General features: G+C 71.5%; 23 protein-coding genes. 14 read left to right on the forward strand and 9 right to left on the reverse strand.

Annotated elements, in window-relative coordinates:
- Positions 1 to 57 precede the first annotated feature (57 nt).
- Entirely contained in the window at positions 58 to 2,967 is a 2,910-nt protein-coding gene (locus ABGB17_RS08205; protein WP_347627210.1) for an AAA family ATPase, read from the reverse strand.
- 233 nt (positions 2,968 to 3,200) lie between these two features.
- Positions 3,201 to 3,836: a helix-turn-helix domain-containing protein gene (locus tag ABGB17_RS08210; RefSeq protein ID WP_347627211.1), complete on the reverse strand. Its 636-nt coding sequence runs from the start codon at positions 3,834 to 3,836 to the stop codon at positions 3,201 to 3,203.
- A gap of 124 nt (positions 3,837 to 3,960) precedes the next feature.
- Between ABGB17_RS08210 and ABGB17_RS08215 the strand changes: the two genes are divergently transcribed.
- The 3 genes from ABGB17_RS08215 to ABGB17_RS08225 all read left to right on the forward strand — a co-directional run bounded on the left by ABGB17_RS08215 (position 3,961) and on the right by ABGB17_RS08225 (position 6,092).
- Positions 3,961 to 5,157: a cytochrome P450 gene (locus ABGB17_RS08215; RefSeq protein WP_347627212.1), complete on the forward strand. Its 1,197-nt coding sequence runs from the start codon at positions 3,961 to 3,963 to the stop codon at positions 5,155 to 5,157.
- A 20-nt stretch (positions 5,158 to 5,177) separates the two neighbouring features.
- Positions 5,178 to 5,375, forward strand: a complete 198-nt coding sequence (locus ABGB17_RS08220) for a ferredoxin (protein ID WP_347627213.1) — start codon at positions 5,178 to 5,180, stop codon at positions 5,373 to 5,375.
- Positions 5,376 to 5,468: 93 nt separating this feature from the next.
- Positions 5,469 to 6,092, forward strand: a complete 624-nt coding sequence (locus ABGB17_RS08225; RefSeq protein ID WP_347627214.1) for a hypothetical protein — start codon at positions 5,469 to 5,471, stop codon at positions 6,090 to 6,092.
- 92 nt (positions 6,093 to 6,184) lie between these two features.
- Here ABGB17_RS08225 and ABGB17_RS08230 read toward each other — a convergent pair whose 3' ends face one another.
- Positions 6,185 to 6,793, reverse strand: a complete 609-nt coding sequence (locus tag ABGB17_RS08230) for a hypothetical protein (protein WP_347627215.1) — start codon at positions 6,791 to 6,793, stop codon at positions 6,185 to 6,187.
- Between the two features lie 68 nt (positions 6,794 to 6,861).
- Complete coding sequence (locus tag ABGB17_RS08235; RefSeq protein WP_347627216.1) at positions 6,862 to 7,302, reverse strand: hypothetical protein; 441 nt, start codon at positions 7,300 to 7,302, stop codon at positions 6,862 to 6,864.
- Positions 7,303 to 7,524: 222 nt separating this feature from the next.
- Here ABGB17_RS08235 and ABGB17_RS08240 point away from each other — a divergent pair, with 222 nt between their 5' ends.
- On the forward strand, positions 7,525 to 9,456 hold the full coding sequence (locus tag ABGB17_RS08240) for a DUF1996 domain-containing protein (protein WP_347627217.1): 1,932 nt from the start codon (positions 7,525 to 7,527) through the stop codon (positions 9,454 to 9,456).
- A 146-nt stretch (positions 9,457 to 9,602) separates the two neighbouring features.
- Here ABGB17_RS08240 and ABGB17_RS08245 read toward each other — a convergent pair whose 3' ends face one another.
- On the reverse strand, positions 9,603 to 9,731 hold the full coding sequence (locus tag ABGB17_RS08245) for a hypothetical protein (RefSeq protein WP_347627218.1): 129 nt from the start codon (positions 9,729 to 9,731) through the stop codon (positions 9,603 to 9,605).
- Between the two features lie 330 nt (positions 9,732 to 10,061).
- Here ABGB17_RS08245 and ABGB17_RS08250 point away from each other — a divergent pair, with 330 nt between their 5' ends.
- Entirely contained in the window at positions 10,062 to 11,945 is a 1,884-nt protein-coding gene (locus tag ABGB17_RS08250; protein ID WP_347627219.1) for an ABC transporter ATP-binding protein, read from the forward strand.
- Positions 11,946 to 12,304: 359 nt separating this feature from the next.
- Here the strand turns inward: ABGB17_RS08250 and ABGB17_RS08255 are convergent, their stop codons facing one another.
- A complete protein-coding gene (locus ABGB17_RS08255; protein ID WP_347627220.1) occupies positions 12,305 to 12,706 on the reverse strand; it encodes a peptidase inhibitor family I36 protein in 402 nt (133 codons plus the stop codon).
- A gap of 176 nt (positions 12,707 to 12,882) precedes the next feature.
- On the opposite strand from ABGB17_RS08255, the gene ABGB17_RS08260 reads away from it, so the two are divergent.
- The gene (locus tag ABGB17_RS08260; protein ID WP_347627221.1) at positions 12,883 to 15,141 is read left to right on the forward strand and encodes a dynamin family protein; all 2,259 of its coding nucleotides are present in this window, start codon (positions 12,883 to 12,885) and stop codon (positions 15,139 to 15,141) included.
- A complete protein-coding gene (locus ABGB17_RS08265; protein ID WP_347627222.1) occupies positions 15,138 to 16,148 on the forward strand; it encodes an AAA family ATPase in 1,011 nt (336 codons plus the stop codon). Before ABGB17_RS08260 ends, ABGB17_RS08265 begins: the two co-directional genes overlap by 4 nt.
- 27 nt (positions 16,149 to 16,175) lie before the next feature.
- Here the strand turns inward: ABGB17_RS08265 and ABGB17_RS08270 are convergent, their stop codons facing one another.
- Entirely contained in the window at positions 16,176 to 17,135 is a 960-nt protein-coding gene (locus ABGB17_RS08270; RefSeq protein WP_347627223.1) for a YafY family protein, read from the reverse strand.
- A 62-nt stretch (positions 17,136 to 17,197) separates the two neighbouring features.
- Between ABGB17_RS08270 and ABGB17_RS08275 the strand changes: the two genes are divergently transcribed.
- Positions 17,198 to 17,770: a DinB family protein gene (locus tag ABGB17_RS08275; protein WP_347627224.1), complete on the forward strand. Its 573-nt coding sequence runs from the start codon at positions 17,198 to 17,200 to the stop codon at positions 17,768 to 17,770.
- A gap of 3 nt (positions 17,771 to 17,773) precedes the next feature.
- Positions 17,774 to 18,211 (forward strand): VOC family protein, encoded by a 438-nt coding sequence (locus tag ABGB17_RS08280; protein WP_347627225.1) that lies wholly within the window; start codon positions 17,774 to 17,776, stop codon positions 18,209 to 18,211.
- A gap of 64 nt (positions 18,212 to 18,275) precedes the next feature.
- On the opposite strand, the gene ABGB17_RS08285 is transcribed toward ABGB17_RS08280, so the two are convergent.
- On the reverse strand, positions 18,276 to 19,643 hold the full coding sequence (locus tag ABGB17_RS08285; protein ID WP_347627226.1) for an aminotransferase class V-fold PLP-dependent enzyme: 1,368 nt from the start codon (positions 19,641 to 19,643) through the stop codon (positions 18,276 to 18,278).
- A gap of 67 nt (positions 19,644 to 19,710) precedes the next feature.
- On the opposite strand from ABGB17_RS08285, the gene ABGB17_RS08290 reads away from it, so the two are divergent.
- Positions 19,711 to 21,237, forward strand: a complete 1,527-nt coding sequence (locus tag ABGB17_RS08290; RefSeq protein ID WP_347627227.1) for a cryptochrome/photolyase family protein — start codon at positions 19,711 to 19,713, stop codon at positions 21,235 to 21,237.
- A gap of 6 nt (positions 21,238 to 21,243) precedes the next feature.
- Here ABGB17_RS08290 and ABGB17_RS08295 read toward each other — a convergent pair whose 3' ends face one another.
- A complete protein-coding gene (locus ABGB17_RS08295; RefSeq protein ID WP_347627228.1) occupies positions 21,244 to 21,615 on the reverse strand; it encodes an STAS domain-containing protein in 372 nt (123 codons plus the stop codon).
- Positions 21,616 to 21,762: 147 nt separating this feature from the next.
- Here ABGB17_RS08295 and ABGB17_RS08300 point away from each other — a divergent pair, with 147 nt between their 5' ends.
- The 4 genes from ABGB17_RS08300 to ABGB17_RS08315 all read left to right on the forward strand — a co-directional run bounded on the left by ABGB17_RS08300 (position 21,763) and on the right by ABGB17_RS08315 (position 25,860).
- Complete coding sequence (locus tag ABGB17_RS08300; RefSeq protein ID WP_347627229.1) at positions 21,763 to 22,458, forward strand: sulfotransferase family protein; 696 nt, start codon at positions 21,763 to 21,765, stop codon at positions 22,456 to 22,458.
- A 167-nt stretch (positions 22,459 to 22,625) separates the two neighbouring features.
- Positions 22,626 to 23,942 carry a sugar ABC transporter substrate-binding protein gene (locus ABGB17_RS08305; protein ID WP_347627230.1) on the forward strand — a complete coding sequence of 439 codons (1,317 nt, stop codon included), beginning with the start codon at positions 22,626 to 22,628 and terminating at the stop codon, positions 23,940 to 23,942.
- A gap of 93 nt (positions 23,943 to 24,035) precedes the next feature.
- Entirely contained in the window at positions 24,036 to 25,028 is a 993-nt protein-coding gene (locus ABGB17_RS08310) for a sugar ABC transporter permease (protein WP_347627231.1), read from the forward strand.
- Positions 25,021 to 25,860, forward strand: coding sequence for a carbohydrate ABC transporter permease (locus tag ABGB17_RS08315; RefSeq protein ID WP_347627232.1), 840 nt, complete (start codon positions 25,021 to 25,023; stop codon positions 25,858 to 25,860). Before ABGB17_RS08310 ends, ABGB17_RS08315 begins: the two co-directional genes overlap by 8 nt.
- Positions 25,861 to 25,882: the final 22 nt, after the last annotated feature.

A 25,882-nucleotide genomic window follows, 5' to 3' on the forward strand; every position in this document is an offset into this window, starting at 1 on the left:
AACCCGTACGGCATCGTGGAAACCCCGTACATACGTACGTGACGCGGTCGTACGGACTCAGGGTCCGCCCCGGTTGAGTTTGGTGGCGACGCCCACGCGTGAGGTGACGCCGAGTTTGGCGAACACGTGGGACAGGTGGGTCTCCACGGTGCGCACGCTGAGGAAGAGCTGCTCGGCGATGAGCTGGTTGGTCAGTCCCTCGGCGACCAGCAGCGCGATCTCGGTCTCCCGGGGGGACAACCCGTGCGGCCCGGCGGCCTGGTTCCCGGTCCCGGCCGACGACACCCGCACCCCGAGGCGGCGCTGGGCGCGGGCGGCCTGGGCGGCGAGGCCCCGGGCGCCGCAGGAGGTGAAGATCTCACTCGCGTCGCGCAGCTTGGCGCGGGCCAGGGCGCGCTCGCCCGCGTCGCCGTAGGCGACGCCGGCGGTGAGCAGCGCACGCCCGGCGTCCAGCCGGCGTTCCCCGGCGGTGAGCAGCCCGGCGGCCTGGTCGGCCAGCTCGGCGGCGGCCTTGGGGTCGGCGGCCCGCACGGCGTGCGCCTCGGCGAGGGGGACCAGACCGGAGAACATCGGCAGCTCGGGCTGGGCGAGGACGGCGGCGCGCTGGGCGTACGCCGCGGCGGCCTCCGGGCGGCCGCGGGCGGCCTCGGCGTAGGCCAGGTACTCGCAGAAGGTCAGCAGGGCACCCTTGTCCGGGCGCGGGTCGACGAAACCGTCGCAGGCGTCCAGCAGCGCCTCGATGCCCTCGTCCAGGCGGCCGGCGCAGATTAGGGCGATGCCCCGGGCCTGGCGGGCCATGTCGCCCGACACCTCGCTGAGGTTGACCCCGGCGCGCAGCGCCTCGTCACCGGCCTGGACGGCGGCGTCGTGGTCGCCCGACCAGGTCAGCGCGAGGCACAGGGCGGTGAGCGCGAACACCATCTGCTGGCCCGACTCCAGCAGCCGCGCGCCCTCCACCGACTCCTCGGCGCTGTCGAGCGCCTCGGGCAGCTTCCCGAGGAAGGTCAGCACGCGGGCCCGGCCGGCGAGCAGGTTGGTCAGGATGTAGTCCTGGCCGGTGGAGCGGGCCACCGCGGCGGCGCGGTCGAAGTGGCGCAGCGCCACCGGGTACCGGCCCATGTGGGTCTCGGCCCAGCAGGTCCACGCCACCGCGTCCAGCCACTCGGCCAGGTGCTCGTCCAGCGCCTCGGTGATCAGGTGGTCGGCCGCGTCGGCGGCGGCCAGCGCGTCGGTGAGCCGCCCCGCCGCGTACGCCGGCATGGGGCGCAGCGCCGCGACCGCCATGGCCAGGCCCGGGGCCCAGTCGTCCTCGGACTCGGGCATCAGGTCGAGCACCGCCTGGGCGGCGCGGAAGTCGGCGCGCATCATGGCCTCGGCGACCAGGCGCATGCGCAGCGGGATGGCGACGGCGGCGCGCGGGTCGGGCATGCGGCGCAGCTCGTCCAGCAGCAGGGCGCGGGCCTCGTGCGGGCGGTCGAGCTGACGCTCCATCAGCGCGCACAGGCGGGCGGCCCGCGCCCGGCGGTCGTAGTCGTCCTCGGGGAGCAGGCGCAGCAGCTCGCGCGCGGTGTCGCGGCTGTCGGCGAGCTTGCCGCTGACGCCGAGGGCGCGGCTGAGCTCCATGAGCAGCTCCAGCCGTTCCTCCAGGGTGCCGGGCTCCTCGGGCATCAGGTCCAGCGCTTTGCGCAGCCAGTGCGCGGCGGTCACCGGGGCCTGGGCGGTGACGGCGCGGGCGGCCTCCACCAGGGTGGCGATGGCCCGCTGGTCCCCGAAGCTGCCCGACCGCTCGATGTGGTGGGCCCGCACCGTGGCCGGCGCGCCGAGCCCGGTCAGGTGCGCGGCCAGCCGGGCGTGCGCGGCCAGCCGCCAGCCCGCGGCGGCCGACTCGTACGCGGCCTGGCGCACCAGCGGGTGGCGGAAACGGAACCTGCCGCCGGCGCCGGGACGCACGATGTCCCGGGCCACCAGCTCGTCCAGGGCGTCCAGCGCGCCCGCCTCCCCGACCTCGGCCGCGACCGCGGCCAGCGCGGGCTCGAACTCGTCGGCGGTGACCGCGGCGGCCTGGGCGACCAGCAGCGAGCCCGGCGACAGGTCCCCGAGCTCGACCTGCAGCGCGGCCCGCACGGTGGCGGGCAGCTCGCCGACCGTCAGGCGGCTCATCCTGGCCAGGGCCTCCAGGTAGAACGGGTTGCCGCCGCTGGCCTCGAACAGCGCGGCGCGGCGGCTGCGGTTCACCTCAGGGCCGAGGAACTGCTCGACCTCGGCCTCGTTCAGCGGCCCGACCATCACCTCGCCGCCCCGGGCGCCGGCGCTGCGGGCCAGCGCCGCCAGCCGCGGCGTCACCTGCGCCGGGCGGTAGGCCACCGCGACCAGCACCCGCCCGCGCGGCGGGTGGCGCACCAGGTGGTCGAGGAACTCCGCCGAGCTGTCGTCGGCCCAGTGCACGTCGTCCAGGATCAGCGCCAGCCCGGCCGGGGAGGCCAGCTCGTCGATGAGCTGCCGCAGCGCCCGGTACAGCCGGTAGCGCACCATGCCGGACTGGCCGGCGTCCTCACCCGGGTCGGTGGCCTCGTCGGGCATCTTGGCCGCCAGCGCCGGGAACACCGTGGCCAGCAGGCGCGCCTGCCCGGCGCCGAGGCGCCCCGACAGGTCGTCGCGGCGGGCCTCCAGGTGGTCGTCCAGCGCGTCCACCAGCGCGCTGAACGGCATGATCTGCTCGAACTCGGCTGCCCTGCCCCATAACGTGGTCAGGCCGCGCCCGCCGGCCATGGCCGCCAGCTCCGCCAGCAGCCGTGTCTTGCCCGCGCCCGGCTCGCCGACCATGGCGCGGAACTGGAAACCGCGGGCCACGGTCGCGTCCACACTCTGGGTGAAGGCACGCAGCGCGTCACGCCGTCCGACGAGGGGGCCGCCGGAGTGGACCGTCCCGGCGCCGTCGCCGTCCGGTAGAGCCTCACGACCGTTCATGTCTGTACCCCACAGCGTGACGGAACACCAGGAAGAGCCACGCCGCAATCCATTTGTGCCAGGGAGTTTCCCGCGCGGTGCCTGAGCCCACCGCGCGCATGCTGCCATGGGGCGCCGTGCCGGCGTCCCATGGGGCATGATTTTGTCGTAATACTGGCGGGTAGCGTGTTGATCGACCGGATCAGACCCATTAAGCCCAGGATGAGCAAGACCAAGCCCGGTCCGCTACCCTTTTATGGCGAATCTTGATGTCCTAGGCGTTGTAGGCCCTGAACGACCAGTTCGGCGGCCCGGTGCGCGGCGGCCACGATCTCCTCGGGCGAGCCGCCGCGGTCCATGACCGTCGTCGCCGCCAGCTTCGCCGCCCCGATGAACGCGCCGATGGCCGCGGCCGCCTCCACCTCGTCCATCTCGCCGCGGAACGCCTCGCGCAGCGCGCCGGTCAGCTCCCGCTGGAACTCGAACAGCAGGTGCAGCGCGCGGGCCTGCAGGGACGGCGCCGACATGATGATGCCGCTGCGCTCGGGCGTCATGCGCAGCACCAGGTCGTCCTCCCCGCCCTCCAGGGTCAGGACCGCGTCCGCCACCCGGGCCAGCAGCGCGGCGGCGGACTCGCCCGGCTCGCGAGACGCGATCACCGACAGTGCGCGATCGGCGCGGGCGCGGGTGTCGTGGAAGACCACGTCCTCCTTGCTGGCGAAGTAGCTGAAGAAGGTGCGGGGGGAGACGTCGGCCTCCGCCGCGATCTCGGCGACGGTGGTCTCCTCGTACCCCTTGACGTGGAACAGGCGCAGGGCGGCCTCGCACAGCGTGCGGCGGGTGCGCAGCTTCTTGCGCTCTCTGAGTCCTGGTGGCTGCTGCTCGGCCATGCCGGAACTTTACTGCATCGGATGCTTTTTTTCATCCATTGCAATTTCAGAGCTAGTACTGTTTCGTGGGATAGGTCAGGAACGAGGCCACGACAGGAAAACCGTCCGTGTCAAGGAGCGCGCCATGACCCACGCTGAGTCCCACCCGGTCACCTACCCCATGTTCCGGGAGAGCCCGCTCGACCCGCCCGCCGAGCTAGGCCGCTGGCGCGAGGAGGACCCGGTGCGGCCCATGGTCTTCGCCGACGGCCACATCGGCTGGCTGGCGGTGAGCCACGCGGCGGTGCGTGCCGTCCTGGCCGACCCCCGTTTCAGCACCCGCGTGGAACTGTTGCACCCGCCGGTGGGGCAGCGGCTCAGCCAGGTGACGCGCCGCGTGATGCCCGGTTTCTTCATCCGTCTCGACCCGCCCGAGCACACCCGCTTCCGCAAGTTGCTCACCGGGCAGTTCACCGTGCGCCGCATGAAGCAGCTCGAACCCCGTATCGAGAAGATCACCGGTGACCGCCTGGACGCCATGGAGAGCGGCGGCGCCCCCGCCGACCTGGTGAAGGACTTCGCGCTCCCCATCCCGTCCCTGGTCATCTGCGAACTGCTCGGCGTGCCGTACTCCGACCACGAGCGCTTCCAGCGCGACTCCAGCGCCCTGCTCAATCTGGAGTCCAGCCCCGAACGCGTCCGCGATGCCCTGGACGGCCTGGCCGCCTACCTCGGCGATCTGGTGCTCCGTAAGCACGACGACCCCGGCGACGACCTGATCAGCGGCCTGATCGCCGCCGGCGGCCTGACCGTCGAGGAGATCACCGGCGCCTCCCTGCTCCTCCTGATCGCCGGCCACGAGACCACCGCCAACATGCTCGCTCTCGGCACCTACACGCTGCTGCGCCACCCCGACCAGTTGGCCGCCCTCCGCGACAACCCCGCCCTCATCGACACCACGGTGGAGGAACTGCTCCGTTTCCTCTCCATCGTCCACCTCGGCCCCGTCCGCGCCGCAGTGGAGGACCTGGAACTCGAAGGCCACCCGATCAAGGCGGGCCAGAACGTGGCCCTGTCCCTCGCCGCCGCCAACCGCGACCCCGCCCGCTACGACGCCCCCGACACCCTCGACATCACCCGCGACGCCCTCGGCCACGTCTCCTTCGGCCACGGCATCCACCAGTGCCTCGGCCAGCAGCTGGCCCGCATAGAGATGCGCATCGCCTACCCGGCCCTGTTCCGCCGCTTCCCCGCCCTCCAGCTCGCCGTCCCCGCCGACGAGATCCCGCTCCGCTCCAAGATGGCCATCTACGGAGTCCACCAACTCCCCGTCACCTGGTAGTGAAAGGAGGCGGCCACGACATGCGGATCACGGCGGACACGTCCCGCTGCATCGGCGCAGGCATGTGCGTCCTGACGGCCCCCGAGCTGTTCGACCAGAACGACGACGACGGCACCGTCATCCTCCTCGAGGAAACCCCCTCACCCACCTCCCGCGACACCGCCCGGCGCGCCGTCCGCTCCTGCCCGTCCGGTGCCCTGTCGATATCGGACGATTGAGAAAGCCGTCTTCCTCGGCCGCGAGATGAGAGATTTGACAAATCTACGATTCTGGGCGGTTGATGATTCATGGCTGAATGGTCCGATGACGTCATGGCGGAAGGGTGGCGCCAGGCATGCCTTCTCCGCGAAAGATTGCTGACGGGAAGCAGTGTTCCGCTGCTCGCCCCACCGAATACGATTCGGTTGTTTCCCGGTGAGGTGGTCCACGCCAGCGCGCCGATGCGGCACGAGGTGTGGTACGGCATGGACGTGACGTACTCGCAGTCCGTGGTGGCCTTCGGGGGGCCGGTGCTGTTCGCGGCCGGCCTCCTGGCCAGCGCGGTGGGCAACGCCAGGGCGAGGAGCAACGCCGCGCGGATGGCGGCGGAGCAGTGGCGGTTTCACGGCGAGAATCAGACAATTCTCACCAATCACCGCATATTAGCTTTCGCGGGCGGCCGGTGGCTGACCTGGGCGCACCAGTCCGTCATGGAGTTATGGGCCGCACCCCGGGAATTCGCGGTGGTTTTGGTGTTTTCCGGCATAGATCCTTTACGGCTGACCGGGCCGGCCGCGCCGTGGTTCGCGGTCGCACTGGCATTCATTCTCTACGGCCAGGGATTCCTGGCGGAACGTCCCGAGTTCCAGGGGATGGGTACCCTGCGAGCACACCCGCAGCGTGCCTCCGGTCCGAATGCCCTCGGCCCCGGCGAGGAAGGCCGGGCGAGGGGCTGAAGCCACGCCGGCGGCACCGTGCCCGGCCCGGAGTGCCGTGACGGCCGCGTGTCCACGGCCGACGGCGAGCCGGCGTCCTCGCGGGGGAGTGGCTACCCTCCCGGCATGGAGTGGCCCGGCATCGCCGGAGCGCCATCGGAGCCCTGGTGGCCGCCGAGGCGGATGGTGCCGCCGAGTTGGGCGCGGAAGTGTTCCAGCATCTGCTGGGTGTTGCCGACGAGGATCCAGCGGGTGCCGACCAGGTAGGCGCCGCCGTAGTCGACGGCGTCGGCGAGCCACTGGTCCTTGCCCTGGTCGGTGGCGAAGGTCGTGATGGAGTACTGGCCCTGCGGCGTCTTGCACATGCCCTGGCGGAGTTCGGCCGCGTCCACCTGCATGGCCGGCTTCGCGCAGCCGGTGCGGGCGGCGAGCTCCTCCAGGGTGGCGGGGCCGCCCGCGGGGCCGCGGGAGGTGCCGAAGCCGGTGACGATCAGCGTCCCGGCCAGTGCCGCCGCCACGGCGAGCGCCAGGAGGCCGGCCGTCACACCCCGCCGCGGGGGGACGGCCCGCGCAGGCGGGTGGAGGACCGCCTGCGCGGGCGGATCGGGGACCTCCGCCTGGAGAGCGTTCTCCGAGGCGGGGGTGTCCGTGGTGCCGGTGTCCCCGGGGGGTACGGTCGCCGGAGCAGTGGCTTTCACCGTCCCCGGGGACCCGGCGGTCACGGTTCCCCGTACCTGGTCTGTCTCCCCGGCAGCGCCTTCAGGCGGGGAGACGGTCCGGTGCGGGGACGTCATGGGGCGGCGGTGACCAGGTTGCCGCCCACCTTCTCGCTGAAGGTCTGCAGCAGGCCGGTGTCGTTGCCGGCGATGACCCAGCGGGTGCCGACCAGGTAGGAGCCGCCCCACTTCCTGGCCTCGTCCAGCCACTTCTGCTTGCCGTCGTCGGTGGAGAACGTCGTCACGGTGTACTGGCCCTTACTGGTCTTGCACACCCCCTGGCGCAGCTCGTCCGCGTCGGTCTGCACCTCCGGCTTCTTGCAGCCGGTGCGGTTGGCGAGCTGCTTGAGGGTCGCGGGCGGCCCGGGGTTGACGGGCGCGGCGGCGTCCCCCGCGGCGGCCGGCGTGCTCGGGACGTCACCGCCGCCGCAGGCGCTGAGCAGTCCCAGCGCGAGGACCGCGCCCGCCAGAGCGGCCGCCCGTGCCGCGTTCGTGGTGAGGCCGAGGCTTCCCATGGCAAGTTCTCCCATCCGTGCCTTCACGAGGTCACCGCCACCGGGTACGGCGCCGGCGCCCCTGCGGTTCACCCGAGTTCGGGAGAACTGAGGACAGAGTGATTCGTGATGAATTCGAAAGATTTCGTGATCCCGTCGAACCGAACCTCCGGAGGCCGCGTACCTCACGCCGATGGGGCACCAACCACGCCGCCCTGAGAACAGACTCCGGGAGGAGTTCGAATGATCCGAATCCAGCACAGACGGCGGTTCAGGCCCGTCCTGAGCATCGCCCTGGGTGGGGCAGGCCTCAGCATGGTCCTGGCGAGCCTGACCCCGGCTGGGCGGCCGATAAGCGCGGACCTGTCCTTGTCGGCCGCTCCCGCCGCCGCCTCGCGTGTCGTTTCCGCAGGCGGGGCAAAGGCCGTCGACTGTCCCTCGGTCGCCGACCAACTGGGCGACGTGCCCACCGCGGTGGCCGCCGAGGTGGAACGGAACCTGGACCTGCTGGACGCCCAGATCGCCGAGGCGAACCGCCGCCTGGCCCAGACGCGCGGGCAGAGCTCGTCCTTCATCCGCGACGCCGTACTGAACCCCCTGCGCGACAAGCGCCGCGCCACCCTCGACCGCATAACGATAGCCCTCAGCCGCACGGGCCAGCAGCCCGAGGGCCTGCAGGACCTCGCCGCCTGCTCGCTCAGCACCGGCTCGGCGAGCGGCCAGAACCCCACCGCGTCCGCCTCGCCCACCGCCTCCGCGGAGCCGACCGACGAACCCGCCGACGAGCCCACCGCGTCGGCCCAGCCGTCGGCGTCCCCCACCTCCTCGTCCGGGGCCGGCAACGGCGCGGCCCGCACGGTCGTCTGCCCCTCGGTGGCCGACGAACTGCCGGACGTCCCCGCCGCGGCGCAGCAGGCCGTCCAGCGTGACCTCACCACGCTCGACCGGCAGATCGCCCAGGCCAACCAGCGGCTCAGCAGGCTCGGCAACCGGGCGAGCACGAACCAGGTGCGCGCCGCGGTCCTGACCCCGCTGCGCCTCGCCCGGGCCGTCGTCATCAACCGCATCACGCAGACCCTGCGCCGCGCCGGCGTCCGCACCGGCAACCTGCAGGGCCTCGCCAACTGCTCCCTCGGCAACGCCGGCGATGGCGGGCAGAGCCCGTCGCCCAGCCCGACCGGCACGGAGGACCCGACCGCGTCGCCGTCGCCCACCGGCACCGGCGACCCGAGCGCGAGCCCCACGGCCAGCCCGACCGGCTCGGCCACGCCGTCCCCGAGCGGGAGCGGCGGCGCCAACGGCCCTTCACCTGACGACTTCGTGAACATCCGCGACGTCCAGCCGAACGTGAACCGGCCGGCCGTGCAGCAGAACGGCTCGCGCGGTACGTTCGTCTCCAACTGCGGCCGCAACGAGAACGGCCACCACAACAGCGACAACGTCATCGTGGCGCCCGGCGTGACCAACGGAGCCCACCACGTGCACGACTACGTCGGCAACCTGGACGCCAACGGCTTCTCCACCAACGAGAGCCTCCAGGCGGCCGGGACCACCTGCACCAACGGCGACAAGTCCACGCACTACTGGCCGGTGCTGCGCCTGCAGAACCGCCCGGGCCCCGACGCCGACAAGCCCGGCGGCGGCCTGGACGGCAACGTCGGCCAGATCGTGCGCCCGGCGTCGGTGACGCTGACCCTGCGCGGCAACCCCACCAGCAAGGTGGTCGCCATGCCGCTGTTCCTGCGCATCATCACCGGTGACGCCAAGTCGTTCACCAACGGCACGACCAACGCCAACGCCCGCTGGACCTGCACCGGCTTCGAGAACCGCCAGTTGCGCGACAAGTACCCGATCTGCCCGCGCGGCAGCCAGGTCGTCCGCTTGCTGCAGTTCCAGAGCTGCTGGGACGGCAGCAACATCGACAGCGCCAACCACCGCACGCACGTGGCCTTCGCCGCGGCGGACGGGACCTGCCCGAACGGCTTCAAGGCGATTCCCGCCCTCGAGCAGCGGATCACCTACAACGTGCCGCCGGGCCCGGGTTTCGCGCTGGACAGCTTCCCCGAGCAGTTGCACAAGCCGGTGACCGACCACGGCGACTTCATCAACGTCATGTCCGACGCCCTCATGAAGCGGGCCGTCGACTGCATCAACAGCGGCAGGCGCTGCGGCTGACACTCCCGGCCACGCACGCGGCGCCACCCGCAGGCACCTGAAAGGAGGTACTGCCGCACTCCGCACAGCGCGACGCCCCGCGAGAGCCTCCTCGCGGGGCGTCGCCGTGCCGCCGGGCCCCGGGGCCCTAGCGGTTCTCGCCGTCGCTATTCCTCGTCGTCGTCATCGTCGTCCCAGTCGTCGTCATCGCCGTTCCCGAAGAAGAGGTTCGGCGCGGCGGCGGCCACCATGGCGGCGGTCAGCAGGATGCCGAGCGCGGTGAGTCGTTTGAGCATGGGAATCACTCCGTGCTTCGTGAGCGGCCTCGGGCGGCTCGCCCGGTGCCTACGGAGCGTCGCAATGGCCTCCCGGGATGCGCCAGTACGGCGCGATACGGAACCACACTAATCACGCCTTCCCGGGTGGGTCACCCGGCGGGAGGCAAACCCAGGGCATTCGTTCCGGCAAACCCGCGATCCTGGCCGGGGGAGTGGCCGGCCCATTGACCTCAACAATGGTTGAGGTTCTAGGCTCGGTTGTACCGGGCCGAAAATGTCGTACCCGGCGCCTACATTGTGAAGCCGGTCGGAGGTCCCGACACGGTGACGACCCGGGGGTTTCGCGGGATGGACATGGAAGTGACGGCGTGGCACTCGCTGTACAACGCGATGCACGCCCAACAGGACAAACGGCCGTTCTCCATGGCCACGTTACGGCGCATCGGAGGCTTCGCCCGGCCGCATCGCGTGACGCTGACATGGTTCCTGCTGCTCAGCGTGGTCACGGCCGTGCTCGCGGTCGCCACGCCGGTGATGGCGGGCCGGGTGGTGGACGCCATCGTGCGCGGCGCCGAGCTGCGGGTGGTGGTGTGGCTCGCCGTGCTCATCGCCGTGCTGGCGCTGGCCGACGCGGGGCTCGGCCTGGTGTCGCGATGGTTGTCGGCGCGCATCGGTGAGGGGCTGATCCTCGACCTGCGCACCGCGGTGTTCGACCACGTGCAGCGCATGCCGGTCGCGTTCTTCACCCGCACCCGCACCGGCGCGCTGGTGAGCAGGCTCAACAACGACGTGATCGGCGCCCACCACACGTTCAGCAACATCCTGTCCGGGGTGGCGGGGAACGTCGTGACGCTCACGCTCACGCTGTTCGTGATGATCAGCCTGTCCTGGCAGATCACGCTGCTCGCGTTGCTGCTCCTGCCGGTGTTCGTGCTGCCCGCCCGGCGCATGGGCACCCGACTGGCCCGCATGGAGCGCGAGGCGGCCAACCACAACGCCCACATGGGCACCCAGATGACCGAGCGGTTCTCCGCCCCCGGCGCCACCCTCATCAAGCTGTTCGGCCGCCCCGCCCACGAGTCGGCCGAGTTCGCCTCGCGGGCCCGGCGGGTCGCCGACATCGGGGTGCGCACCGCGATGGTGCAGTCGGTGTTCGTCACCGCCCTCACCCTGGTGTCCGCGCTCGCGCTGGCCCTGGTGTACGGCCTCGGCGGCTTCTACTCCCTGAGCGGTCAGCTCGAGCCGGGCAACGTCGTGGCGCTGGCGCTGCTGCTCACCCGCCTGTACGCCCCGCTGACCGCCCTGGCCAGCGCCCGCGTCGAGGTGATGAGCGCCCTGGTCAGCTTCGAGCGCGTCTTCGAGGTCCTCGACCTCAAGCCCCTCATCACCGAACGCCCCGGCGCCCGTCCCGTCCCCGACGGCCCGGTCTCCCTCACCTTCGAGCACGTCCGCTTCGCCTACCCGTCCGCCGACAAGGTCTCCCTGGCGTCCCTGGAGGAGGTCGCCACCCTGGACACCCGGGGCGGCGCCGAGGTCATCCACGACGTCACCTTCCACGCCGAACCCGGACAGATGATCGCCCTCGTGGGGTCCTCCGGCGCCGGCAAGTCCACCCTCGCCCAGTTGGCCGTCCGCCTTTACGACGTGGACGCCGGCTCGGTCCGCCTCAACGGCGTGGACATCAGAGACCTCACCGCCGACAGCATCCGCGAGACCGTCGGCATGGTCACCCAGGACGGCCACCTGTTCCACGAGTCCGTCCGCGACAACCTCCTGCTGGCCGCCCCCGAAGCCACCGAGGACGACCTCTGGGACGCCCTCACCCGCGCCCGCCTGGACACCCTGATCCGCTCCCTCCCCGACGGCCTCGACACCATTGTCGGCGAACGGGGTTACCGCCTCTCCGGCGGCGAACGCCAACGCCTCACCATCGCGAGACTCCTCCTGGCCCGCCCGAGAGTGGTCATCCTCGACGAAGCCACGGCTCACCTCGACTCGACTTCCGAAGCCGCCGTCCAGGAGGCCCTGGGCGAAGCCCTGGAAGGCCGCACCGCCCTGGTGATCGCCCACCGCCTGAGCACCATCCGCTCCGCCGACCAGATCCTGGTAATAGAGAACGGCCGGGTGATAGAACAAGGCACCCACACCGACCTCCTGGCCGCAGAAGGCCGCTACGAAGAACTCCACCGCACCCAGTTCACCAACACCCGCACCCCCGAACCCGCCGTTTGACCCAACCCCCGCCACGGCACACCGGCTCCCCCCGCCGTACCTAGGCGAACCCGACCCGCCGCGCCGCGCTCCTTCCCAGCCCGGCCCGGCGGGTCACCCATGCGACACGACACCCCAGCCACGCCGCACGACCCCGCGCCCCACGAGCCATGACGGCGCCCTGACACCGGTCGCGCTCACGCGCTCGGAAACGGTGAAAGGTCGCGTTCACGTGCTTGGAAAGGTCGCGTTCACGCTGGTGAATGGTGCCTTCGGCGCAGTTCTTTCTGTGGCGACCCTCACCTGCCCGCAACCGCCCGCCGCGCAACAGGCCGCCGCCCCACTGTCCCCGCCGGCTGAGCCGCTGTCTTCGCTGAGCGTCAAGCGACCCAGTAGAACGACTCGACGTTTCTCGTGAGGTCGCTCGGGAGGTTCCAGTCGTCGGAGGCGGCGAGGATTCTGCAGATGCCGCTGTAGTTGACGCCTGTGCACAGGACGACGGCGTGGGAGGAGTTGTAGTTCGAGGCGCTGCGCGTGTTGTTCCCCACCGTCTGGCCCTGGCCGGAACCGCTTTCGGCGAAGGTGTTGTCGTTCAGGTTGGCGTCGTTGACGCCGGGGGTGAAGAAGACGTAGCTGCCCTGATTGAAGGTCCCGTAGAAGAGACACAGGTTCTGGCTCAGGAAGCAGTTGTACGCGGCCGCCGCGGCCGGCTGCGCCGGGGCCGCGATGACCGTCGCGACGGCTGACGCGAGCACGGCGGCGAGCTTCTTTCCTGCTCTCATCTCAGACCTCCGAATGCGGGGATTTACTGGCGAAAAACGTGCTGTCAAGATTCGCAAGCCGGTGTGAGGCGGTCAACCGGTGCCGGCCCCTTATGCGAGTGGCATCACGTCGAAATACGGCTACGGCCAGAGGTGCTTTCTGAGTACGCTCGAGCCACCGGCGGACGGAGACATCGGTGGGGCGGATCCACGTAGGGGTTCTCGGGCCTGTCACGGTCCAACGTGACGGTGAGGACGTACGGCTGTCCCCCGCGTCCGTCCGGGTGCTCCTGCGGCTGGTCGCCGCCGAGGGCCGGCCTGTCCCGGCCGGCGAGCTGTGGGGCGGCACGGGTGAGTTCGGCCGCATCGAGCGCAGCGAGCTGCAGAAACGCGTGGCCGAGTTACGCAGGGCCCTCGGGACCGGGGTGGTCGTCACGGTTCCCGGTGCGGGTTACCGTCTGGTTCTCGGCCGCGATCAGCTCGACGCCTATCAGTACGAGGATCTGGTGGGCCGCGCGGCGGACGCCGAGCCCTCCGCCGCCGAGGAGTCGCTCGCCCAGGCGCTGGCGCTCTGGCGGGGAAGCCCTCTGCCCGAGGTGGCCGACGCCGGCTTCGCGCAACCGCTGATACGGCGGCTGAACGCCCGGCACACGACCGCCCGTGGGGAACTCGCCCGCAACCCCTACAAGGTCTGGCGCCGCCGGTGCGAGGACCTGGCCGCGATGGGTGAGAGCGTGAGCGGCGTCCTCGCGGAGGCGTTCCTGCGCAGCCTGGCGGGCCAGGCGGGGCACACGGCCGAACGCCTGCGTTCCGAACGGCTGCGGGTCGTGTTCGTCGGTGGTTTCAAGAGCGGCAAGAGTTCCCTGATCAACGCGCTGCTCGGCACGAAGGTCCTGACGACGGCCGCCTCGCCGACCACGGCGGCCTTCACCGTGATCCGGTGGTCCCCGCAGCCGTTCGCCGAGGTGAGCGACCTGGACGGCGAAGCCGCGCGGAAGATCCCCCTTGACGCCCTCGACCACCACCTGAGGTCGGGCGACCACTCGCGAGGAGTCATGACCGTCCTGCTCGGCGTGGACAGCGAGCTGTGCCGGTACGGGCTGGAGATCGTCGACACGCCAGGCCCGTCCGAGGACGTCCGGCTCCAGGAAGTCCTCCTGCAGTCCTTCGCGTCCGCGGACGCGGTGGTGTACGTCACCAACGCGCTCTTCCCGCTCGGCGGTGAGGAACTCGCCCTCGCCGAACGTGCCCAGCTCCTCGCCGGCGAACAGAGCCTGTTCGTCCTCAACAAGATCGACACGCTCACTCCCGATGAACGTGGAGAGGTGGTCACCCGTTTCCGGGAACGGATCGCGGAGCATCTGCCCGGGGAGTCACCGCGGGTCTTCCCCCTCTCGGCGCGGACGGCCCTCGCGGGCCTGGCCGCCGGTGACGCCGCGATGTCGGCCGATTCGGGCCTGCCGGAGTTCGAGGAGGCGCTCGGGGCGCTGCTGACCGGGCGGGTGGCGCGGCCACGCCTGCTGCGGTTCGCCGGCGAGCTCGCGGGCCAGATCGAGCTCGGGCGGCGGCTGCTCGGCGAGCAGTCGCGGGAGGCCGGGAAACTCCTGGCGCAGCGCGAACGCGTGCTCTCCGTGACCCTGGACGTCGAGCGCATCGTCGAGGCCGACCGGGCCGCCACGAGTCGCGACGTCGCCGTGTTCAGCAGGTCGTTCTTCATCGGGCTCGCCGGGCGCATCGACGGGTGGGCGGAGGGCGCCGGCGTCCAGCCCATGGCGAGGATCAACCCGATGAGGACCAGGCAGCACACCGAGTCCGCGGTCCGCGAGATGACCGCACGGCTGAGCGAGAACCTGGAACGCGAGGTGTCCCACTGGGCACGGTACACGCTGCCGGAGTTCCTGCTGCCGCGCGTCGAACGCACGGTGGCCGCGGTGCGGGCGCGGACGGCCGAGGTCGCGCCGCCGGTGGGAGACCTCGTGTTCGAACCCCCTCTGGCCTTGTTCGATGTACGGCTGCCTTCGGGGCACTCGACGGGAGCCGTCCTCAGCCAGGGGCTGACCGTCGCCACGCTGATCGCCGCGATCGGTGGCACGTCCCCCCTCGGCCTGCTCGCCGGGGTGGTGGCCGGCGGTGTGCTCAACCAGCTGTGGTCCAAGAGCGCGATGGGCGAGCTTCGCCGCAAGGTCGTGGAGGAAGCCAAGCTGTCCATCGAGAGGAACGCGGAGGAGTTCGCGGACGCGGTCGCGGAAACCGTGAACGCGCACTACAGGACGATCCTGCAGAGCGTCAGGGAAAGCTTCGACGAGCACGACCGCCTGCTTCGTGAGGCCGTGGAACAGGCCGGGCGCCCGGACGGCCACACCGCGGCCACGGCGGAGCTGGAGGCCGCGGACGTAAGGCTCGCCGCGTTCACCCGGGAGATCGCCGGCAGCGTGCCGCTGGGAGAGCACGCGTGACGGGCGCCGGTCACCTGCGGACGCTGGCCGAGGTGTTCCCGGCCGGGTCCCGCCTGGGTGATCCCTCGCTCGCCGTCGGCCGTGAGAACGAACTGGTTGACATCGTGCGCACGTTGCAGACCCCCGGGCTGTGCCCGATCATCCTCGGTCCCAAGGGCGTCGGGAAGACGACCCTCGCCTGGCTGGCCGAGCTCGCGGCCAAGGGCAGCGCCGACGTGCTCGACGCGGTGGACGCCGCGCGGTACGGGCAGGGCGACGAGGAGTACTACGAGACGTTCTGGGTGTCCTGCGGTCAGGTCGTCCCGGCGGACGGGCCCGGTCTGCTCGGTGCCATCGCCGAGCAGCTCCGGCGCAGGCACAAGCAGATGGTGACCAGCCGGCTGGTCGCGGTGGAGCAGTCCGTCAACATGACCGTGGGACTCACGCCGAAGGTCGAGGTCAGCCGCAAGTACGGGACTCCGGCCGACACAGGTGAGCAACCGCCGTCGATCGAGGAGGAGATCCTCGAACTCGCCACGGAACTGGTGGCGGAAGGCAGTCCGCTGCTGTTCGTCATCGACGACCTGGACATGATCGCCGACACCCAGGCCTTCTCCGCGTTCCTGCGCATGGTCTCCGGGATCAGCCCGACGGATCTGCGTTTCATGCTCACCGGGACCGCCGTCTGGCTGGGCGAGGTACTGGCGGACCACTGGCAGCTCGGCCGGTTCGTCATCCTGATCGAGCTCGGCCGCATGCCGGACACGGATCTGCTCCGCATGCTGGACCGCGGCGCCGTGCGCCTACGCGAGCTCGGCCTGGACGTCGAATTCGAGCCGGACCTGCTGCCCTCCCTGGTGACGATCTCCGCGGGCTTCCCCTCGACCGCGGCGCAACTGGCCCGCGACTCGATCAGAGCGGCGGAACGCATGGGTCAGACACTGGTGACCCGCCGCCATCTCGACACCGCGCTACGCGACCTGATCAGCCTCCTGCAACCCGCCGCCTCCATGCGCAGGCACGCCTAGCCCTGCCCTGTGGGCCGGGCCAGGTCCTCAGCCGGTGCCGGACATCGACGCGAGGCGGCGGGCCAGGCGGGCGGCGGCCTCGCGGAGTTCCGGGGGGTCCAGGATCTGTGCCTCGAAGTCGAGGCGGGCCGCGTGGGCGGCGAGCCAGTTCAGGTCGTCGCCGCCGACGGTGAGGAGGCACCAGCCGTCGTGGTCGTCGTCGACGCGGCCCACCTGGGGGGGTACCAGCTCCCGTACCTGGTCGGGTGGGGCGTGTACTCGGATGCGGGCGAGGTAGCGGTACGGGGACTCGGTCACGGCGCGTTGTACGTAGGCGGCGGGGTCGGGGTGGGGTCTCGGGCGGAAGCGCCATGTGGTGGGGGTCACGTCGCGCATGCGGTCCAGGCGGAAGGTGCGCCAGTCGGTGCGGTCGGTGTCCCAGGCCATCAGGTACCAGCGGCGGCCGGTGGCGACCATGCGGACCGGTTCCACCGTGCGTTCGCGGTCCTCGCCGTCGCGGGTGGCGTAGTGGAAGCGCACCCGTACGGCGTCGCGGCAGGCGCGGGCGAGGGTCACCAGCAGGTCGGCGTCGATCTCGATGCCGGGGGCCGTGAGGGTCTCGGTGGCGCCGTACACGGCGCGGACCTCGGCGCGCAGCCGGGGGGGCATCACCTGGTCGAGTTTCGCGAGCGCGCGCAGTGCCGCTTCGCCCGCGCCGGCGACCGTGCCGCCTGAGGCCAGGCGCAGGGACACCGCGGTCGCGGTGGCCTCCTCGTCGTCGAGGAGCAGGGGCGGCAGGCGGGTGCCCGCGGCGAGGCGGTAGCCGCCGCCGACGCCCGCGGTCGCGTGCACGGGGTAGCCGAGGGCGCGAAGGCGCTCCACGTCGCGGCGCACCGAGCGGTCGGTGACCCCCAGCTCGGCGGCCAGCTCGGCGGCGGTCCAGGACGGCCGGCGCTGGAGCAGCGCCAGCAGCCGCAGGACCCGTTCTGTCGTCGCCTCGACGGTCACATGGTCATCGTTTCACAGATCGCGGAAGGTATCTGTCCGCTATTTGCGGCAGGCTGGACACCATGATCGACCTGACATGGAATCCACTGCTTCGGGACCAGCTCGCCTGGCACTGGACCACGCAACTGCGTGACCGCCTGGAGGGGCTCACCGATGAGGAGTATTTCTGGGAGCCGGTGCCCGGCTGCTGGAACGTGCGCCCGCGCGGCACAGGCACCGCACCCGTACAAGCCGGGGCCGGCGCGATGACCATAGATTTCGCGATGCCGACGCCCAGCCCGCCGCCGTTCACGACGATCGCCTGGCGGCTCGGGCACGTGATCGTCGGCGTGCTCGCGATGCGCAACGCCTCGCACTTCGGCCGCGCGTCCACCGGCTACGAGTCGTTCGAGTACGCCCCGACCGCGGCCGCGGCGCTGGACCAGCTCGACACCGAGTACGCCACGTGGCTGGCCGGGGTCGAGTCCCTCGGCGAGACCGGCCTCGCCCGCCCCTGCGGGGAGGCGGAAGGGGCGTACGCCGAACACCCCATGGCGGCGCTGGTGCTGCACATCAACCGGGAGCTGATCCACCACCTGTCCGAGGTGTGCCTGCTCCGTGACCTTCATCTGCACACCCGGCGGGAGGCGAGCTAGAAGATGGCCCGCGACGTTCAGATCACCTTCGACTGCGCCGACCCGGCCGGCCTGGCCGCCTTCTGGGCCGAGGTCCTCGGGTACCGGATACAGGACCCGCCCGGGGACTTCGAGTCGTGGGACCAGGCACTGGAGGCGCTGGGCGTGCCGCCTGAGCACCGCAACGACGCCTCCGCGGTGGTCGACCCCGAGGGCTCGGGGCCACGGCTGTTCTTCCAGAAGGTGCCCGAGCCCAAGCAGGCCAAGAACCGCGTGCACGTCGATGTGCGGGCCGCCCCCGGGCTCCAGGGCGACGCGCGGATGGCGGCCCTGGAGGTGGAGGCCGAGCGGCTGGTCTCCCACGGCGCCACCCGGATGCAGCGCCACGAGCCCGCTCCTCCGCTCGGCGCCGGTCACATCATCATGGCCGACCCCGAGGGCAACGAGTTCTGCCTCGACTGACCCGGCCGCGGGCTCGGCGGCGACGGACGGGACGCCGAGCCCGCACCCCGGCGGCACCATGCGGTCACGTGGGCAGCTCCCTCGCCGCGGCGCGGATCTCGTCGAGGAGGACGGCCAGGTCGTCGCGGGTCGTGTCAGGGTGCAGCACGCAGGCACGCAGCGTCTCCCGCCCGTCCAGCACGGTTCCGGTGAGGAAGGCGCGGCCGCGCCGCTGGACGGCGGCGGGGAGCGCGCCGTCGACGGGGCGGGGAAGGTAGCGGAACGCGACCACCGAGGTGACGACGGGGGCGGCCAGGGCGAAATCGGCCGACGCCTCGACCATGGCCGCGAGGTCCGCGGCGCGTTCGCGGGTGTGCCGGACCAGCCGGGTGATCCCGTCCCTGCCGAGGTGGGCGACGGTGGCCCACACCCGCAGGGCACGGAAGGGCCGGGTCTGCTCGGGACCGTACTCGGAGAACCAGCCCAGCTCGCCCGCGCCGTCGTCGCGCAGGTACGGCGGGACGAGACTGAAGGCGTCGCGTGGGCCGGCGGGGTCGCGGAACAGGACGCAGCCGCAGTCCACGGGCACCCCGAGCCATTTGTGCGGGTCGAGGGCCAGGGAGTCGGCGAGGTCCATGCCCCGGTACACCGGGCGGACGTCCTCGTCCAGGACGCCGAGGGCGCCGTACGCGCCGTCGACGTGGAACCACAGGCCGTGCTCGCGGGCGGCCGAGGCGATCTCCGTCAGCGGGTCCACCGCCCCGGTGCCGACCGTGCCCGCGCTCGCCGCGACCAGGAACGGCCGCAGCCCGGCGCGCAGATCGTCCTCGATGTGGCGGCGCAACGCGGCCACATCCATGCGGAACGCCGCGTCCACCGGGACGGTCCTGACGTACCGGCCGCCCAGGCCGAGCAGTTCGGCCGCCTTGCGCAGGCAGCTGTGGCCCTCGGCGGAAAGGTAGAGGGTCAGCGGCCGTTCGCCGTACAGGCCGTTCTCGCGCACGCCGGTCACCCGGTGCCGGGCGGTGGCGAGCGCGATCACGGTGGCCATGGACGCTCCGCTGGTCAGCAGCCCGCCGCCCGGCGGGTGCGGGAAGCCGGTCAGCTCGGCCAGCCAGCGGACGGCGGTGCGTTCCAGCAGCGCGCCGGCGTGCTCGCCCCCGGCGCAGGACGGGTTCATCGCGGCGGCTAGCGGGGCGGCCAGGACCCCGGCGGGGGACGGCGGCGAGTTGACCCAGCCGAAGAACCTGGGGTGCCCGTTGCCCATGGGGTAGGGCAGCACCCGGTCGCGTATGACGCCCAGCAGGTCGCCGAGCGGGGCGCCGCGCTCCGGCAGTGGCTGCCCGGTCAGCCACGCCGCCGCCTCGCCGGGCACCGGCCGCCAGACCGGGCCGCCGGGCACGGCGGACAGGTGGGCGGCGGCCAGCCGGGCGGCGTCCAGGAGCTCATCCACGGGGGCCTCCTTGGACCGGTACCCCCGCCGGGTCAAGTGGCCGGCGGGGCTGTATGAGCATGGAGAGATGGGGGAGAGACGGCGGCGGTGGGTGTTCGCTGATCAGCTTGGGCCTCACTTCCTGGACTCCACGGAGCAGCAGGTGCTGCTGGTCGAGGCCCGGGGGGTGTTGCGGCGGAGGCGGTTCCACCGGCAGAAGGCGCACCTGGTGCTCTCGGCGCTGCGGCACCGGGCCGCCGAGCTGGGGGAGCGGGGACGGTTCGTGCGGGCGGACGGGTACGGGGCGGCGCTGGACGAGGTGGGGGAGCGGGTCTCGGTGTGCCGGCCGACGAGCCACGCGGCGTTGAGGTTCGTGCGCGGGCGGCGGGACGTGGAGGTGCTGGCGGCGCGGGGTTTCGCGTCCTCCCAGGAGGAGTTCGCGGAGTGGGTGCGCAGCCGGGGGGAGCCGGAGGACGGGGCGGAGGTCGTGCGGGGCGGGGCCGGCGGGCGGCGGGGGCTGGTGATGGAGGACTTCTACCGTACGGCCCGGCGGCGGCTGGACGTGCTGATGGACGGCGACGAGCCCGCCGGTGGGCGGTGGAACTTCGACGCAGAGAACCGGTGCCCGCCGCCGGAGGCGGGGCTGGGTGTCGCGCCGCCGTGGCGGGCACGGGAGGACGAGATCGACGAACGGGTGCGGCACGATCTCGATCGGTGGGAACGGGACGGGGAGGTCGCGTTCGTGGGGCGGGACGGGCCCCGGGTGTTCCCGGCCACGCGGGACGAGGCGCTTGCGGCGTTGCGGACGTTCGTGGAGCACCGGCTCCCGGTGTTCGGGCCCTATCAGGACGCGATGCTGAGCGGCGATCCGGTGATGGCGCACAGCATGTTGTCGGCGGCGATGAACCTCGGGCTGCTCGACCCGATGGAGTGCGTGCGGGCGGCGGAGGCGGCGTACCGGGAGGGGCGGGTGCCGCCGGCGAGCGCGGAGGGGTACGTCCGGCAGGTCATCGGGTGGCGTGACTACGTGTGGCACCTGTACTGGCACTTCGGGGAGCACTACCGGGAGATGAACCGGCTGGGGGCGCGTAGGCCGCTGCCGGACTGGTTCGCCGGGCTGGACGCCGGCGCGGTCGAGGCGCGGTGCCTCTCGTGGGCGCTGGCGCAGGTGCGGGACACCGGGTTCACCCACCACATCGTGCGGTTGATGGTGCTCGGCAACTACGCGTTGCAGCGGGGCTTCGATCCCGCCGCGCTCACGGACTGGTTCCATCGGTGCTTCGTGGACGGGTACGACTGGGTGATGCTGCCCAACGTCGTCGGGATGTCGCAGCACGCGGACGGCGGGCTGCTTGCCACCAAGCCGTACGCGGCGGGCGGGGCCTACATCGATCGGATGAGCGACTTCTGCGGGGACTGCCGGTACCGGCCGTCGCGGCGCACCGGGGTGGACGCGTGCCCGTTCACGGCGGGGTACTGGTGGTTCGTGGCGCGCAACGCCGAACGGCTCGGGCGCAACGCGCGCATGGCGCGGGTGGTGCACGGGATGCGGCGGCTGGACGACCTGGACGAGGTCTGCGCCCGGGAGGCGGGACGGGGGAGTGAGCCGCCGTGACCGGGGTCAGGGGAGGCGGCGGGAGGCCTGGCTTTCCAGGGGGCCGCCGGCCAGGGCGGCGTCCATGGTGGGGTAGATGTCGAAGACGGCGCCGAGGCCGGTGACGTTCATGATGGTGCGGGGCATGGGGCGCAGGCCGCACATGGCGCAGGAGCCGCCGTGGCGGGTCGCCTGGGCGCAGGCGCGGACCAGCAGGCGCAGGCCGCTGGAGTCGAGGAAGTTGAGCTGGGACAGATCGAACAGGAGCCTCGGGCAGTGGTGGCCGAGGGCCATGTCGAGGTTCTCGCCAAGGCGGCCGAGGCCGTTGGCGTCCAGTTCACCGATCATGGTGATCACAGTGAACGGCTCGCGGTGCTCCCGGCGCACCGTCAACGGCATAGGCACCTCCAAGGGGTGGCGGAGCCCCTCTTACCGCCAGTGTGGCCCCTGCCGCGGGGGCGGCACAACCCAGGGGCGGGCGGCGCGCCGCACAGAACGTGGTTCGGAGCAGTGATCTTCCAGGGAATCGGTGGACGGGGGCGCCTCATGCGGGTCATCGGCGCGGGATTCGGCCGTACAGGCACGCTATCCCTCAAAGGAGCATTGGAACGGCTCGGTTTCGCGCCGTGCTATCACATGGTCGAGGTGCTGACCCATCCGGCCGACATCTACCGGTGGCTGGACATCGCCGAGGGCCGGTCCCGCGATTTCGACGCGGTGCTCGGCGGCTACGAGGCCACCGTCGACTGGCCCGCCGCCTCGTACTGGCGCGAGCTGGCCGCGTACTACCCCGGCGCCAAGATGGTGCTCACGGTGCGCGACCCCGAGCAGTGGTACGAGAGCATGGTGGCCACGATCCTCAAGCGGGTGGACCCGCCGCGCACGCCGGTGCGACGGCTGGCCACGGCGGTGAGCCGGTGGCGGCGGTCGGACCTGGACGCCTTCAACCGGATGGCCGACCGCGCGGTCACGGGCAGGTCGTTCCACGGCTCGATGCACGGCAGGGACCGGCTCATCCGGGCCTTCAACGACCACATCGACGAGGTGCGCGAGGCCATTCCCGCGGAACGCCTGCTGGTGTACGAGGTGTCGGAGGGCTGGGAGCCGCTGTGCCGCTTCCTCGGCGTACCGGTGCCGCAGGAGCCGTTCCCCCGGCTGAACGATCGGGAGAACTTCGGGCAGATCTCCCAGGCCTTCTGGCGGCGGGCCGTCTGGCACCGTTCCGAGCGGATGGCCGGCTGAGGGAGAGCGATTTCCCGCCGGTCCTGGTGCGCTTCGCCCTGGTGAGCAGCGGGTTCCTATCTCGCTGAGGGATGAGTGTTGACAAGTCCGTGCTCAGCGGACACTCTCTCTACGGAGAGCGCTCTCCGGGTCGGCTACCTCAACGAGAACCCGGTGAGGGGAAGATTGTGCGTACACCAAAGCTCGGACACCTCGCAGTAGCAGGCGCGTTGCTGGCCGCGGCCGTGGCCTGCGGCGGCGGGGACGGCGGGGACGCCGGCGGTTCCGCCGCGCCCAGGACGCTGACGTACTGGGCGTCCAACCAGGGCACCAGCCTGGACAACGACAAGCAGGTCCTGCAGCCCGAGCTGGACAAGTTCGAGAAGCAGACCGGCATAAAAGTCAACGTCGAGGTGGTGCCGTGGGCCGACCTGCTCAACCGCATCCTCGCGGCCACCACCTCCGGCAAGGGCCCGGACGTGGTCAACATCGGCAACACGTGGTCGGCGTCGCTGCAGGCCACCGGCGCGTTCGTGCCGTTCGACGACGCGCTGCTCGGTCAGCTCGGCGGCAGGGACCGGTTCCTCGGGCCGAGCCTCGCCGCCACCGGCGCGCAGGGCAAGCCGCCGGCGGCCGTCCCCATCTACGGCATGACCTACGGCCTCTACTACAACAAGAAGATGTTCGCCGAGGCCGGCATCGGCGAGCCGCCGGCCACCTGGGACGAGCTGATCGCCGCCGGCAAGAAGCTCACCAAGGACGGCACGTGGGGGCTCGCCGTCGAGGGCGCCAGCGTGAGCGAGAACTCCCACCACGCGTTCATCTTCGGCCAGCAGCACGGCGCCGACCCGTTCGACGCGAGCGGCAAGCCGCAGTTCGACACCCCTCAGGCGGTCGCGGGCATCAAGCAGTACCTCGACCTGATGGCGGTCCACAAGATCGTCAACCCGAGCAACGCCGAGTACTCCAACGGCACCGAGGCGGTGCAGGACTTCGTCAACCGCAAGGCCGCCATGCTGATGTGGCAGTCGGCCGCCGCGTCGTTCAAGGCCGGGGGCATGACCGAGGACGAGTACGGCCTCGCGCCGATCCCGCTGCCCGACCCGTCCTCCGGGGGCAAGCAGGTCAACGGCATGGTCGCCGGCATCAACCTGGCGATCTTCAACTTCACCGAGAACCAGGACGCGGCCCTGCGGTTCGTGAAGTTCATGACCAGCCCCGAGGAGCAGAAGGTCCTCAACAAGGCGTACGGCTCGCTGCCGACCGTCAAGGACGCCTATGACGACCCCGCGTTCCAGACCCCCACCATCAAGACCTTCCAGGAGATCCTCGCCAACACCGCCGCGCCGCTGCCGCAGGTCCCGGAGGAGAGCCAGTACGAGACTCTCGTCGGCACCGCCATGAACCAGATGTGGGCGGACGCCGCCAACGGCAAGCCCATCACCGACGACTACGTCAAGTCGAAGCTCACCCAGGCCAACCAGCAGGTCCAGCCCGGGAGCTGACCGTTCACCGCGCGGCGCCGGGCGGCCTCTCCGCCGCCCGCCCGGCGCCGCGCGTCCCGGCTTCCGGCCGGATCCACACACCGAGAGGGACGAATGGTCGCTCGCACCGCCCATCCCGCGCGGCACGACGCCGCGCCACCCGAGGACGACCCGCCGCGCCCGCGGGCGCCGGGCATATGGGCCCGCCTGCGCCGGGGCGGGCTGCCGTACCTGCTGATCCTGCCCGCGGTGCTGCTGGAGCTGCTCATCCACGTGGTGCCGATGCTGGTGGGGGTCGGCATGAGCTTCCTGAGGCTCACGCAGTTCTTCATCAGGAACTGGTCGGCGGCGCCGTTCGCCGGGCTGGACAACTACCGCGTCGCCGTCGACTTCGACTCGGCGGTGGGGCGCTCGCTGCTCCACTCGTTCACCGTCACCGTCGTGTTCACCGCCATCGCGGTCGGGGTGTCCTGGCTGCTCGGCACCATGGGCGCGGTGCTCATGCAGGGCTCGTTCAGGGGCCGGGGCCTGCTGCGCACGTTGTTCCTGGTGCCGTACGCGCTGCCGGTGTACGCCGGGGTGATCACCTGGAGCTTCATGTTCCAGCGGGACACCGGCATGGTGAACCACGTGCTGGTGGACCAGCTCGGCCTGTTCGGCGAGCGCCCGTTCTGGCTGATCGGCCCCAACAGCTTCGCCGCCGTCGTGGTGGTGTGCGTGTGGCGCACCTGGCCGTTCGCGTTCCTCGTGCTCATGGCCGGGCTGCAGAACATCCCCGGCGACCTGTACGAGGCGTCGGCCATCGACGGCGCGGGCTTCTGGCGGCAGCTCAGGTCCGTCACGCTGCCGATGCTGCGGCCGGTCAACCAGGTGCTGGTGCTGGTGCTGTTCCTGTGGACGTTCAACGACTTCAACACGCCGTACGTGATGTTCGGCAGGGCCGCCCCGCCGGAGGCCGACCTGATCTCGGTGCACATCTACCAGAGCTCGTTCGTCACCTGGAACTTCGGCTCGGGCTCGGCGATGTCCGTGCTGCTCCTGCTGTTCCTGCTGCTGGTGACCGCGGTCTACCTGACGGCGACCTCGCGAAGGAGGAACCATGCGTGAGGCGCGCTGGCTGCCGTGGGCCCGGTGGATCGGCCTCGGCTTCCTCACTCTCTTCACCCTCACCCCGCTGTTCGTGATGGCGTCGTCGTCGGTCAAGCCGCTGCGCGACGTGCAGAACGGGTTCGGCTGGATCCCGACGACGTTCACGCTGCGGCCGTTCGCCGACATCTGGCGCACGGTGCCGCTGGCCCGCTACTTCGCCAACAGCCTGGTGGTGTCCACGGTGGCGGCCGTGGCGTCGGTCACCGTGGCGGTCTTCGCGGCGTACGCGATCAGCCGGTACCGGTTCCCCGGGCGGCGGGTGTTCTCGGTGACCGTGCTGTCCACCCAGATGTTCCCCGGCATCCTGTTCCTGCTGCCGCTGTTCATGATCTTCGTGAACCTGGGGAACGTCATCGGGGTCGAGCTGTACGCCAGCCGCCTCGGCCTGATCATCACGTATCTGACGTTCTCGCTGCCGTTCTCCATCTGGATGCTCGTCGGGTACTTCGACTCGATCCCGGTCGCGCTGGACGAGGCGGCCAAGGTGGACGGCAACGGGCCCATCGGGGCGCTGTTCCGGGTGGTCATCCCGGCCGCGGTCCCGGGCATCGTCGCGGTGCTCATCTACGCGTTCATGACCGCGTGGGGCGAGGTGCTGTTCGCGTCGGTGATGACGGACGAGTCCACCCGCACGCTCGCGGTGGGGCTGCGCGGGTACGCCACCGAGAACGACGTGTACTGGAACCAGGTCATGGCGGCGTCGCTGGTGGTCAGCGTGCCGGTGGTGGCGGGGTTCCTGCTGCTGCAGCGCTACCTGGTGCAGGGGCTCACCGCGGGTGCGGTGAAGTAGGGCGGTCGCCGGGCCCGGGGAG

The sequence above is a fragment of the Sphaerisporangium sp. B11E5 genome (genome assembly GCF_039871875.1).
Lineage (GTDB): Bacteria > Actinomycetota > Actinomycetes > Streptosporangiales > Streptosporangiaceae > Sphaerisporangium.